The sequence below is a fragment of the Pseudanabaena sp. SR411 genome, from assembly GCF_002251945.1.
Taxonomy (GTDB): domain Bacteria; phylum Cyanobacteriota; class Cyanobacteriia; order Pseudanabaenales; family Pseudanabaenaceae; genus Pseudanabaena.
This window is the reverse complement of the sequence record NZ_NDHW01000063.1, coordinates 40,233-53,296: the sequence shown is the minus strand read 5'-3', so window position 1 is coordinate 53,296 and position 13,064 is coordinate 40,233. Positions and strand designations below refer to the sequence as shown.

8 protein-coding genes and 1 tRNA gene are annotated in these 13,064 nt (G+C 42.5%); 7 read left to right on the top strand and 2 right to left on the bottom strand.

Going from position 1 to position 13,064, the window contains the following annotated elements; translation table 11 throughout:
• Window positions 1-122 precede the first annotated feature (122 nt).
• From B9G53_RS05355 to recJ, 7 genes are all read left to right on the top strand, one after another.
• Window positions 123-737: a 7-carboxy-7-deazaguanine synthase QueE gene (locus B9G53_RS05355; RefSeq protein WP_094529945.1), complete on the top strand. Its 615-nt coding sequence runs from the start codon at window positions 123-125 to the stop codon at window positions 735-737.
• A gap of 5 nt (window positions 738-742) precedes the next feature.
• The gene (queC, locus tag B9G53_RS05350; RefSeq protein WP_094529943.1) at window positions 743-1,423 is read left to right on the top strand and encodes a 7-cyano-7-deazaguanine synthase QueC; all 681 of its coding nucleotides are present in this window, start codon (window positions 743-745) and stop codon (window positions 1,421-1,423) included.
• Window positions 1,404-1,886: a hypothetical protein gene (locus tag B9G53_RS05345; RefSeq protein ID WP_094529941.1), complete on the top strand. Its 483-nt coding sequence runs from the start codon at window positions 1,404-1,406 to the stop codon at window positions 1,884-1,886. The genes queC and B9G53_RS05345 overlap by 20 nt, the downstream gene beginning before the upstream one ends.
• 107 nt (window positions 1,887-1,993) lie before the next feature.
• A tRNA-Met gene (locus B9G53_RS05340) sits at window positions 1,994-2,067 on the top strand.
• 97 nt (window positions 2,068-2,164) lie between these two features.
• Entirely contained in the window at window positions 2,165-2,929 is a 765-nt protein-coding gene (locus B9G53_RS05335; RefSeq protein ID WP_094529939.1) for a PspA/IM30 family protein, read from the top strand.
• Between the two features lie 530 nt (window positions 2,930-3,459).
• Window positions 3,460-3,960 carry a GNAT family N-acetyltransferase gene (locus B9G53_RS05330; protein ID WP_094529937.1) on the top strand — a complete coding sequence of 167 codons (501 nt, stop codon included), beginning with the start codon at window positions 3,460-3,462 and terminating at the stop codon, window positions 3,958-3,960.
• Entirely contained in the window at window positions 3,951-6,311 is a 2,361-nt protein-coding gene (recJ, locus tag B9G53_RS05325; protein ID WP_094529935.1) for a single-stranded-DNA-specific exonuclease RecJ, read from the top strand. The genes B9G53_RS05330 and recJ overlap by 10 nt, the downstream gene beginning before the upstream one ends.
• On the opposite strand, the gene B9G53_RS05320 is transcribed toward recJ, so the two are convergent.
• Window positions 6,272-9,373 (bottom strand): tetratricopeptide repeat protein, encoded by a 3,102-nt coding sequence (locus B9G53_RS05320; RefSeq protein WP_176453100.1) that lies wholly within the window; start codon window positions 9,371-9,373, stop codon window positions 6,272-6,274. The genes recJ and B9G53_RS05320 overlap by 40 nt on opposite strands.
• Before the next feature lie 161 nt (window positions 9,374-9,534).
• Window positions 9,535-13,032: a tetratricopeptide repeat protein gene (locus B9G53_RS05315; RefSeq protein ID WP_094529931.1), complete on the bottom strand. Its 3,498-nt coding sequence runs from the start codon at window positions 13,030-13,032 to the stop codon at window positions 9,535-9,537.
• Between the last annotated feature and the right edge of the window lie 32 nt (window positions 13,033-13,064).

Here is a 13,064-nt window from a genome sequence, read left to right as displayed (position 1 = left end):
CGCTCTTCCGATCTACAAAACGCAAACCCACTAAGCCCTCACGCAGCGCTCAAACCCGACGTGTTGACGATAAAACCAAGCGTGGTGCAATCAAGGCTTTAAGGGGAAATATTACCGAGTAAATGGATAAAGTTAATTGTCTAAATCACTTGCCTATCGTTGAAACTTTCCATTCTGTGCAAGGAGAAGGTGCATGGATGGGAACGAATGCTTTCTTTATTCGCTTAGCGGGTTGTGATGTCGGCTGTCCTTGGTGTGACACCAAAATCTCTTGGAATTTGAAAAGACATCCTGAAATAGCGATCGCTGATCTGGTAGATGAAGCTGTAAATGCTAAACCTGCAATGGTTGTAATTACTGGCGGTGAGCCATTGATGCATGATTTGAATGATTTGACGCGCGAGCTAAAAGCTCAAGGGCTGCAAATCCATCTAGAGACATCGGGTTCACATCCCTTTAGTGGTATTTTTGACTGGGTAACCTTTTCACCCAAGCAATTTAAGCATCCCCATGCCAGTATTTATGAACATGTCAGCGAACTCAAGGTTGTGGTCAAAGATGCATCGGATTTATTATGGGCTGAACAGAATGCGGCAAGAGTTCCTTCGCATATGGTGAAATATTTACAGGCTGAGTGGGAAACTGCTAGCAGTAAGGATTTAGTATTGCAATATGTATTGAGTCATCCAGATTGGCGTGTGAGTATCCAAACTCATAAGTTGTTGGGAGTTAGGTAAACAAAATGGTAGATATAGGGACTTCCCCAAAAAAGGCAATAATTTTATTGTCTGGTGGATTAGATTCGTCAACGGTGGCAGCTCAGGCGATCGCCGATGGCTATAAAGCGATCGCTTTATCCTTTCGCTATGGTCAACGCCATGAACGTGAGTTATTAGCCGCGCGGCAAGTTGCGGCTGCTTTGAATATTCGCGAGCATTTTGTCGTCGATGTAAATTTAGCGCAGTGGGGTGGCTCGGCTCTAACTGATGATAATATTGCTGTGCCAACGGAAGGTGTGCAATTAGGTGAAATTCCGATTACCTATGTGCCTGGGCGGAATACGGTATTTATTGCGATTGCCTTGTCACTCGCTGAATCAAAGGGAGCCGAAGCTATCTATTTGGGAATTAATGCGGTGGACTATTCAGGTTATCCCGACTGTCGTCCTGACTATTTGGAAGCCTTTCAAAATTTAGCTGCGCTCTCGTCGAAAGTGGGTATAGAAGGAAATGCACCGAAATTAATTGCTCCTTTAGTCATGGATTCTAAAACTGATATTGTCCGACGCGCTAGACTTTTAGGTGTGCCAATTGAGCTTACATGGTCATGCTATCAAGGTGGTGAAGTGCCTTGTGGTGTTTGTGATTCATGTCGGATTCGAGATAAAGCTATACTTGAAGCCAATGGAATCATCGCCACGTAAAGCTAAACTAGCACAAAAATTAACTGAGTTTCGACAGCGATCGCAGCTAAAAGAAGCTCAAAAATTGTTGATTAAGCTAGATATTCCATTAGATCTGTGTCAAATATTTTTACCAAATACTGCCGAATCTCATCATCTTGAACAGTGGCTCAGGCAATCATTCCCTTGGCAATCTGGACAGATTGATTGGGATAGAATGTCTGCAAGTACATGTGTGAAGTGGCATGAACCATCTGCTCCTATGTTCCATGAGCTTTGCCAAACCCAGCAACTTCTTAATTCTATTGTTAATGTTGTCTGGTTCTCTGCTGCTCAACCAATTCTAGCAATGCCGTTGGATGTGGTTAAACTTTCGCTAGAAGCAATAGTGGCTGAGGATTGGGATACATGGATTTTTGATCCATGTGCGGGTTGGTGTGTGGAGTTCTATCACGAAGGTACTATGTGCTATGGCAGAATCTAAAAAAAGTGAGATGCATTGCAGTGCAATGCATCTCACTTTTTTTAGCAAAATTAACAAGCTAACATTGCAAAATATTTACATCATTTATGCTATATTAAGAAACGCACGGCAGCTTGGCTCAGGTGGTTAGAGCGACGGTCTCATAATCCGTAGGTCCCGGGTTCAAATCCCGGAGCTGCTATAAAATAAAGTACAGGCGGCGCTAAGCGCCGCCTGTACTTTTATGGGGTTCATGATAGTATGTAAACAATTTACTCCCTAAGGCAAAGGACAAGATTATGGGATTACTCGATCGCATTGGTATGGTGGTCAAGTCCAATGTAAATGCAATGGTTACGGCGGCTGAAGATCCAGAAAAAATTCTGGAGCAATCAATCATTGATATGCAAGAGGATTTGGTGCAATTGCGCCAAGCCGTCGCGCAATCGATGGCTGCTCTCAAGCGCCAAGAGCAACAATATAATCAAAGTGCTTCTCAAGCACAAGAGTGGGAAAAACGGGCGATGCTAGCTCTCCAGAAAGGAGATGAAAACCTAGCAAGGGAAGCACTTAGTCGGAAGAAAACCCATGGTGATTCCGCAGCAACCTTGAAAGCTGGTTTAGATCAGCAGTCAGGGCAGGTAGATCTGCTGAAGAAGAATCTGATTGCGATCGAAGGCAAGATCTCTGAGGCGAAAACCAAGAAAGAGATGCTCAAGGCGCGTATGCAATCGGCTAAGGCTCAAGAGAACCTTAACAATATGCTCGGTAAGGTTAATACTAACTCTGCTGCTGCAACGTTTGAGCGTATGGAAGAGCGTGTATTAATGGCTGAAGCTAAGGCAAGTGCTAGCTCTGAGCTTGGCATGGACAATCTGGAATCTCAGTTTGCTCAGTTAGAGGCTGGTAGTGGGGTTGACGATGAACTAGCCGCACTCAAAGCAAAAATGATGACAGGTAGCCCTGCACCTCAAGGTGCTTTGCCCCCATCGGATGCTGCTAAGCCAACAGTTGGTGCGGCGATCGATGCTGAGCTAGAAGCTCTACGTCGCCAAATGGGTTAATTGACCTTCTAGGCAAAATCCATCAGAAAAAGGGGAACGTAAAAAGTTGCCCCTTTTTTGTTTTTAAAACCCTGACTGGGTTCAGTTTTTAATTCACAAAAGTGTGATGACAATTTTGTGAATTAGTATATAGCTATAGCCATCAATGTTAAGACAAAGCCAAAACCCAAAAGAGAGTTGCGGCGCTTCGCGCCGCAACTCTCTTTTGGGTCTTATGTCCTGACTTGGCTGGCTATAGCTATAAAAGCAATTTATCGATCAATCGAACCACAATAATTTTTATAAAAGTAATGCTTTGCAACACTTTTATAAAAATTATTGGTTCAGGTTTGAGTGTAAAGCACATTATCTAAGGGTTTGCTGCGATAAAAACTTGAGGACGCGAATAAATCGTGACATTTACGATAGGTAAACTACTGAGACTTTAGACTGTTCATAATACTTTAGTAATCAAGAGTTGAGGATGAGCAACACTTCTCGCTGCCCATCTTAATACCTAAATTCTAATAACTACCCATAACACAAGGATTATGACAATTGAGATAATTAAGGCAGATCTGAGTAATCATGATCATGCAGAAGCAGTAATCCAATTGATGAGTGAATATGCTCTTGATGCAATGGGAGGTGGTCAAGATCTGTCAAAATTTGTTAAACAAAATCTAGTTGCAGAATTATCTAAACGAAGTTCTGCTCATGTAGTTCTTGCTTTTGTTAATCATATTCCTGCGGGATTAGCTATTTGTTTGGAAGGGTTCTCTACTTTCGCTTGTAAGCCTCTGCTCAATATTCATGATCTGATTGTTTCTTTTCCTTACCGAGGTCAAGGTTTGTCGAAACTTATCCTACAGATGGCAGAGACAATCGCTTGGGATTTAGGCTGTTGTAAACTAACCCTAGAAGTCTTAGATGGTAACCATGCAGCTAAAGCAGCATATAAATCCTTCGGTTTTAGTGGCTATGAGTTAAACCCACAAATGGGTCATGCATTATTTTGGGAGAAGAAGTTATCGATAGCAATATGTCCCTAACTCGTTGGCATATTTTAGAAGCAGTTGAACCACCGACTTGGTTAATCAAAAAAGTTGGTAAGTTTGCAGCAGCGTTACTTTTACAGAGAGGAATAGTTGAGCCTGAGCAAATAGCTACATTCTTAGATACAGAAGCCTATCAACCGACGAGTGCTTTTGAGTTTCCTGAAATGCAGCAGGCGATCGCGCGCATTCAACAAGCCTATGAACAAGGAGAAACAATCGCGATTTGGGGAGATTTTGATGCCGATGGCATTACGGCAACATCAGTGTTGTGGGAAGGATTAGGACAATTTTTTACTCAAGGCGATCGCTTAGTTTTTTATATCCCCGATCGCCTCAAGGAGTCCCATGGTATATCGATTCGTGGTTTAGAAGAGTTGCGATCGCAATGCCATTCTGAAGGAAAATCACTAAGCTTAATTATTACTTGTGATACAGGTAGTACTTGTTTGGCTGCACTAACCCATGCTCAGGATTTAGGAATTGATGTGATCGTTACTGATCATCACACTTTGCCCGATGCGCGTCCACCTGTCACAGCCATTATCAATCCGCGTTATTTACCAAACCAGCATCCATTATTTAACTTGTCGGGTGTGGCGGTCGCCTATAAGTTAATGGAAGCACTTTATGAAACCTTGCCAGAAGTACCTCAGCAGCCTCTAGAGGATTTATTAGATTTAGTGGCGATCGGGCTAGTTGCAGATTTGGTTCAGCTTACGGGAGACTGTCGCTATCTTGCTCAAAAGGGCATCGAAGTATTGCGGCAAAAAAAACGCCTTGGTGTGCGAATGCTCTTGGAGCAATGTAAACGAGTCGGCGATCGCCCGATCGATATTAGCTTTGGGATTGCGCCGCGCATTAATGCTGTTAGTCGCATCTGGGGCGATGTGCGGAAATGTGTGGAATTGTTGACCACCCGTGATGAGAAGATTTGCAAGTCTCTGATCGATCAAACGGAACTGGCGAATACACAGCGCAAAGCTTTACAGAAAAAGGTGTTCAAACAGGTTCAAGAAAAAATTAAACAACTCGATTTATCAACAACGGGAATTATTATCCTTGCTGATCCGCAATGGTCAGTGGGAGTTTTGGGCTTGGTGGCTGGTCAAGTAGTCGCCGAATATGCTCGCCCGACGATTCTCTGTACGATTGAGGATGGAATTGTGAAGGGTAGTGCGCGATCAATTGAGGGAATTAATCTTTATGATCTTCTCAAAGATCAAGAACATTTGTTACTAAGCTTTGGTGGACATCCTCTAGCAGGTGGTTTGAGCTTCCGCTTGGAGAATTTACAGATACTAGCCGAGTCAATTGATCGGAAGTTTTGGAGCCAATATGGACAATTGCAAAGTAAGACGATCAAGATTGATTTAGAAGTAGCGATCGCGGATCTTACAAAGGACTTATTTAATGAGTTCAAGCAACTAGAACCCTTCGGCATGGGGAATCCTTATCCTAAGTTATTAGTCCGCGATTGTCTTTTCTCAGACATATCAAATGCGAATATTCGTACGGCTAAGGGACAGAAAGTTGAATATATTAAAACCGAATTTACCCTCAGCGATCGCCAAGGCAATCAAATTCATGGCGATTGGTGGGGGCATTACAGCTATGAGTTGCCTGATACAGCTTGTGATGTCGTCATCGAACTAGTCGATAATGCCTTTCGCCGCCGCTATGATGTGCGTCTGCTGGATTTTCATGCTCAGAGTGCGCCCCTCCATGCTGAGTTGCCAGCCCTTGCGACATCAATCAAAAATCCTCATGTCAATCTCAAGATCATTGATTGGTATGGACGTGATCCAATTCAACTGGATCAGCAACTTGAGCAACCTTTATCGGCAACTATCTGCGATCGCTGTCCGCAAAGTTGGCAAGATTTGAACACAATCATCGATCAAGCTAATCAAGCTAATCAGGCTCTTGCTTTAGTTTATCCAAATCCTGAGCAAATAAATGGGGCGATCGCATGGCAAACTCTCGTAGGAATAGCTAAATATCTGAGCCGAACAGGCAAGGAAATCAAGCGATCGCAGTTAATTGCCAAATTGGGAATTGCAGATCAAGATGTGTTGCAAATTGGATTTGATGAGCTTCAACAATATGGCTATGCTGTGCAAGCGATCGCTGATCGATCTGATGCTCTTGATTTAACTATCCGCATCAGTGCGATGCCATCAGCCGATGATGGAGCTACACCAGCAAAGCAATTTATCCAAGCTGCGAATGAGTTAGCCTTTCAGCAACAGTTTTTCGATCACCAGTTAAAAAAGATCGCAACATACAGCGCAAAGCACCGTATTCCCTACAATCCATTACCGATCGCAAAAAATGCTGACCAGTAATTAGGATGATTGAAATTAGATGATTTAATCAGAGAAACTTGCGCTCGGCGTAAAGCTTCTGTAACCGTGATATCGCCTTTTTGGAACTCGCGATAAAAGGCTGCCATCAGAGCTTGTGTACCAGAATCGTCAACTTTCCAGAGCGAGGCGATCGCCTGTTTTGCTCCTGCTTTCTGAACTTGATAACCAAAACCTAAGATTTCTACACCATCACCAAGTTTACCTATGCCTGTCTGACAGGCACTCAGCACGATCAAATCGATATTCGGAATCTGCCAGTTGGTGATTTCATTAAGACGGATTTTGTCGCCATTACCGAAAATGATGAAGGAGTTTTCTGGTACACCAATGTTAAATTCCGCGTGGGTGGCAAGATGGAGAATATTATGATTTTGGAAATTTGACTCAATCGCTTGGCGACTAAAGTTTTCTTCGGCTAACGTGACTGAGTTTTGAAAAGAATTGGCGATCGCTTGGATTTCTGTGAGCGTTGCTGGCAAAGCATTTTGTCCAAATTTTTTCTCTCCTGCTTTACCACCAAAGGCTCCTGCGAGGATGTTGAGTGTATTTTTGGGTTGTGGTGAAAAGTCGAAAAGGGTGTAGGCGATCAGATTACTAATGCGATATTTCTCAGCTAACCATTGTTTACCGTCATAGAGTGCGGTAAGGGGAACATAGCGCAAGATACCATCAGGTGCATAGAGAATTTTTGTGGCTTTAGCTTGGGTGAGTTCGGCTTCGATGGGTTTAATCAGCAATTTGTAGAGTTGAGCCGCAGGCTCTTTGTAGTCTTCGGAGCCAGTATCAAGAAGGGTAGCTCTAAAATCAGTCACTAGGGTTTCTATTTCTTTTGGCGAGATTTTGACGGTGCGGCTGATGGGGAGGGTGTTGGGTGAGAAGAGGATAATTTCGAGTCTGTCACCTAAAATTAAGGGATAAAGTAGAGCCGTTCCTTGAGGAATTTTTTGGAGATAGTCGGGTACTTTGTTGATTTCAGATTTAGGAAGTTGTTGGATCTGCTTAGCAAGTTGGTTGTTAATTTCAGGACTATTCTCAAAGCTAACCGCTAATAGCTTATCGCTAATTACTTTCTCTGGTTCTAAAAGTCTGACACCTTGCGCCGATCTGTCACTGCCCTTGATATTTTTGAGATAGTCTTCGAGTTCTTGAAATTTGAGCAAATCGATGACCTGTAGAGCCTCCATAACTCGCCCTTGTTTGAGGAGTAGATCGGCAAGGCGCTTGTAACCATCAGCAACAGTTTCTAAATAGGATTGCTGTACTGTTTTTGGGAGTCCACGAATATCTTGGCGAATAGATTCACTGACATTGATCGATTGTTTATAAAAAATAATTGCCAGTTCGGGTTGTTGTTGGGTAGTAAATAAATAGCCCAAGTTTTTGAGTGTAGCGGTTTCACCGTGGCGATCGCCTATTTGTTGGACGGTGGCTAGAGCTTGATAGTAATAATCAAATGCTTTGGGATACTGCCTTGAAATTGTGTAGGCGCTGCCCAGATTTGTCAGAGCGCTACCTAGTCCATCAAGATCGCCGATTTCCTGATAAATACTTAACGATTGCTGGTAAAACTCAATAGCTTTTAAATATTGTTTTTGGTAGTGATGAGCAACTCCCAAATTATTCAGCCACGCTCCTTCACTTTGGCGATCACCTATTTGTTTGGCATTTGCGAGGGACTGCTGATAAAACTGAATTGCTTTGGGATATTGTTGGAGATAGTAATAAGTGTTACCTAAATTTCCTAGCAATTTCCCTTCACCGTTGCGATCACTCATTTGCTGAGCGATTGCAAGGGACTGCTGATAAAATTCAAGCGCTTTTTGGTATAGCCCTAGAGAATTGTGGACATTGCCCAGATTATTGAGCCAAATTGCGGTGCTATGCCGATTATTCGTTTGCTGAGCGATCGCTAAGGACTGTTGATAAAATTCAAGCGCTTTTTGGGACTTTCCAAAATAATAGTAAGCATTCCCCAAATTCCCCAGAGTAATTCCTTCCCCTTGGAGATCGCCCAGCTTTTGATCAATGACAAGGGATTGATGGAATAATTCAATTGCTTTTTGATACTGTCCCAAAGAGTTATAAGTACTTCCCAAGTTCCCAAGCGCACTTCCTATACTTTTTTGATCGCGAAGTTGCTTAGCAATGACTAAAGATTGTTGATAAAAATTAATAGCTTCTTGGTACTTCCCAAGGGAATTATAAACATTGCCCAGACTCAAAAACATCGTTCCTTCCCCCTCGCGATCGCCCAGTTGCTTGGCAATAGCTAAGGATTGCTGGAAAAGTTCGATGGCTTTTTGGGGCTGACCGATGGAGTCGTAGATATTGCCTAAATTACCAAGTACAAGCCCTTCACCTTGGCGATTACCCATTTGTTTAGCAATTGCTAAAGACTGTTGATAAAACTCAATTGCTTTTTGATGCTGTCCGAGAGAATTATGGATATTCCCTAAACCATTAAGAGAACTTCTTTGGATGTCACGAATCACAATACAGCTTTTATCTTTTGGTGATTTCGCACAGACACTTTCGCTGGTTTGCTCAGTGATCGCTAGAGATTGCTGATAAAACTCAATCGCTTTTTGCTTCTGTCCTAGTGCGTTATACACATTGCCTAAACTATTTAATACATTGCTTTGCAATTGGAGATCGGCAATTTGGATAGTGATGTCCAAGGCTTGCTGGTAATATGCGATCGCTTTTGAGGAATCTCTTAAGCTGCGATAGATTTGTCCCAAGTTAGTGAGAGTTTTTGCTTCATTGCTGCGATCTTTGAGACTACGATAAATTTGTAAAGCTTGCTCCAAAGATTTTAATGCTTCTGAATATTGTTTTGCCTGAGATTGTTGTCGGGCTTGTTCTCGCAATCGATCTGCTTCTGCTTTTGAGGTTGTGGCTTTGGGATTTTGAGTGATAGTGACTGAGCTTTCTGCTTGCGATAATACGCGATCACCGTTACTTGTGGGGATGGCGATGCAAGCTAAACAGGTTGTTAAAATAATTCTTGGTAGGATTTTTCTTGATGTGATTCTATTCATTTTCATGGTAGAAATTTGCCTCCTCAATCTAAGAAACCATTTAAGAATTGTCTAGACCACCACCCAGATCCCCTTTTTAAGAGGATTGAGGGGGATCTCTTTAGAGCTTTTGACCGCAAGAAGTAATTTTTAAATGCTTTCTAAAAATTTACACTTAATCTCTATGACCCATTACCGATCGCAAAGAATGCTGACCAGTAATTAGGATGATTGAAATTAGAAGACTTAATCATAGAAACTTGCGCTCGGCGCAAAGCTTCTGTAACCGTAATATTACCTTTTTGGAACTCGCGATAAAAGGCTGCCATCAGAGCTTGTGTACCAGCATCATCGACTTTCCAGAGAGAAGCGATCGCCTGTTTTGCACCTGCCTTTTGAACTTGATAGCCAAAGCCCAGAATCTCTATCCCATTGTCTAACTTACCTGTCCCAGTCTGGCAAGCACTGAGGACGATTAACTCGACATTGGGAATTTGCCAATCGGTAATTTCACTCAAACCAATTTTATCGCCATTGCCAAAAATAATGAATGAATTTTCTGGCGTACCAATATTAAATTCGGCATGGGTGGCAAGGTGCAGAATATTGTAATTTTTGAGTCGAGATTCGATCGCTTGGCGGCTAAATTGTTCTTCGGTAAGTGTGGTTGAATTTTGGAAAGAATTGGCGATCGCTTGGACTTCTTTGAGGGTAGCTGGCAATCCAGATTGCCCAAATTTGCGCTCATCGCCTTTGCCGCCAAATGCTCCAGCTAGAATACTGGGTGGAAGTTGGGGCTTAGCTACAAAGTCACTGAGACTGTAGGAGATGAGATTGCTAATACGATACTTCTCCACTAGCCATTGTTTGCCATCATAGAGCGCGGCAAGGGGAACATAACGTAATTGTCCATCGGGAGCATAGAGAATAGTTTGCGTGTTGGCTTGGATGAGTTCCTTCTCGATTGGTTTAATTAACAAGTTATATAGTTCTGTCGCAGGTTCTAGCACATCCTCAGAACCTGCATCTAACAATCCCGCTTTAAAATCAATGATTAATTCTTCGAGTTTAGCTTTGGATATTTTGCTAGTACGACTAATCGGTAGTTTGTTAGGAGAAAAGAGAATTAATTCTAGGCGATCGCTCAGAATTAAAGGATAGATTAATACAACTCCTTGGGGCAGCTTTTGCAAATAATCAGGAACTTTGTTGATTTCTGACTTAGGCAATTGTTGGATTTGCTTAGCAAGCTGGCGATTAAGTTCAGGCATTTTCTCAAAGTCCATTGCTAATAGCTGTGAGCTAATCTCCTGCTCTGGTGCTAATAGCCTGATGCCCTCCGCAGTTCGCTCATTCCCTTTGACATTTTTAAGATAGTCTTCTAGCTCCTGAATTTTGAGTAAATCAATAATTTGTAAGGCTTCCATTACTCTTCCTTGCTGGAGCAGTAAATCAGCGAGACGACGATAGGTTTGGGCAACGGTATTTAAATAAGTCTTTTGTTCTTCTTTACCTAAGCCCTTGATATCTTTGCGAATGGACTCCGTAACATTGATTGATTGCTTATAAAAGACGATCGCTGCTTCGGGCTGCGCTTGATAGGCTAGCAAGGCTCCCAGATTATTGAGAATCTCTCTTTCTCCTTCACGATTACCAATTTTCCTAGAAACTTCCAAAGCTTTTTGGTAGAAGCTAAGGGATTCTTGAGGCTTTTTGAGCGCACCGTAGGCAACTCCTAGATAGCTGAGGGCATTGCCTTCATCTTTACGATTACTAATTTGTTGAGCAATTTCTAGAGCTTTGACAAAGAAGTTGATGCTTTCTTGATGCTGACCAAGATCGTTGTAAATCAGTCCCAAATTATTGAGGGCATTACCTTCGCCGTTGCGATTACCAATTTGCCTAGCAATTACCAAAGCTTGCTGATAGGATTCTGTTGCTTTTTGATACTGCTTTAAGCTGCGATAGGCAATACCAAGATTGTTGAGAGTATTACCTTCGCCACTACGATCGCCAATGGTTTGAACAATCGCTAAGGCGGGCTGAAAGAAGTCGATCGCTTTTTGGTACTGCCCTAAATTACTGTAGACCAATCCCAAATTGCCTAACATATTGGCTTCACCGTTGCGATCGCCGATTTGTTTTAAGACGGTTAGAGATTGCTGGTAAAAATTAATTGCTTTTTGGTACTGTCCTAAATAGTAGTAATTTCCGCCAAGGTTGCCCAATAAAGTTCCTTCGCCATTGCGATCGCCGATCTCTTTAGCAATTGCTAAAGATTTTTCATGGAAGTCGATTGCTTTGGCATAGTCACCGAGGCTACTATAGACATTCCCCAAATTCCCTAATGTCCCGCTTTCACTACGGCGATCGCCAATGCGTTTCGCAATGACTAGAGCCTGTTGATGAAACTCAATTGACTTTTGGTATTGACCAAGATTGCTATAGACCAAACCAATATTAGTTAGAGAATTACCAACACCTTGAAAATCTCCGATGCGCTTAGAAATTTCTACCGCCTGCTGATGAAATTCTAAGGCTTTTTGATACTGCCCTAGTGAACCATAGGCAAGCCCCAAATTTCCCAAAGCATTACCTTCTGCAAGCATATTCTTAAATTGTTTGGCGATCGCTAAGGCTTGTTCAAATAGACCAATGGACTTTTGGTACTGCCCTAAAAAATAATAGGCATTACCCATATTATTCAGGGTTGCGCTTTCACCATTGCGATCGCCGAGTTGTTTTCTAATCATCAAATCCTGTTGAAAAAATTCAATCGCTTTTGGATATTGACCGAGATTGACATAGGCATTGCCTAAATTAGTGAGTGCAGAGGCTTGATTGTAGAGATTGCCAATTTGCTTAGAGAGCGCTAAGCCTTCCTGTAATGCGGTAATCGCCGACTGATATTGTCCCAAATTTTTGTAAGCTACCGCCAAATTAATGATGGTTGTGCTTTCGCCAATTTGATCTTTAATCTGCCTAAAAATTACTAAAGACTGTTGATAGAATTCAATCGCCTGTGGATATTTCTGTAACGAATAATAAGTAAGCCCTAGATTTGATAAAGCATTGGCTTCATTTTGCCGATCGCCTAATTCTTTAGAAACGGTAACGACCCGTTCATATAGGGAGATATTTTCTTGGTATTTGCCTAGAGCTTGATAAATCCCAATTAATCCCCCTAGAGTAGTTCTCTCATTAGTGCGATCGCCAATTTGCTGCCGCAGAGTTAAGGCTTGTTTGTAAAAGTCAATCGCCTTGTCGTACTGTCTTAAGGCGGCATAGGCAAGTCCCAGATTGTTATAGGAATTACTTTGTCCTTGACGGTCGTTAATTTGCGTTCTGATTGCTAGAGACTGCTCATGAAAGGCGATCGCTTGGGGGTACTGTCCGAGATAGTTATGGGCTAGCCCGATATTACCGAGGAGCCGCGCTTCATCTATGGGGCTTTTGAGCGCTCGAAATAACTCTAATGACTTTTGCCAAGTGGCGATCGCTTCAGGATATTTCTTTTGGATATAAAGCTGAGTTCCCTGTTCTAGTAACTGTGTTGCTTGAGCTTTGCGGTCGATGGTGGCTTGGGCAAAGCTGCGATCGCTAAGGACGATCTGAACAGGAAGGCAAGCTAAAAAAGTGATCAAGGCGATTTGTCCTGCCGAACCCAGATGTTTATCCATAGCCGCCACTTTGTCCTGAATTACAAAACTCT

Excerpts from the sequence above, each read along its gene's own strand:
- B9G53_RS05355 (WP_094529945.1), top strand. The coding sequence starts at position 123 with ATGGATAAAGTTAATTGTCTAAATCACTTGCCTATCGTTGAAACTTTC.
- queC (WP_094529943.1), top strand. The coding sequence starts at position 743 with ATGGTAGATATAGGGACTTCCCCAAAAAAGGCAATAATTTTATTGTCT.
- B9G53_RS05345 (WP_094529941.1), top strand. The coding sequence starts at position 1,404 with ATGGAATCATCGCCACGTAAAGCTAAACTAGCACAAAAATTAACTGAG.
- B9G53_RS05335 (WP_094529939.1), top strand. The coding sequence starts at position 2,165 with ATGGGATTACTCGATCGCATTGGTATGGTGGTCAAGTCCAATGTAAAT.
- B9G53_RS05330 (WP_094529937.1), top strand. The coding sequence starts at position 3,460 with ATGACAATTGAGATAATTAAGGCAGATCTGAGTAATCATGATCATGCA.
- recJ (WP_094529935.1), top strand. The coding sequence starts at position 3,951 with ATGTCCCTAACTCGTTGGCATATTTTAGAAGCAGTTGAACCACCGACT.
- B9G53_RS05320 (WP_176453100.1), bottom strand. The coding sequence starts at position 9,373 with ATGAATAGAATCACATCAAGAAAAATCCTACCAAGAATTATTTTAACA.
- B9G53_RS05315 (WP_094529931.1), bottom strand. The coding sequence starts at position 13,032 with ATGGATAAACATCTGGGTTCGGCAGGACAAATCGCCTTGATCACTTTT.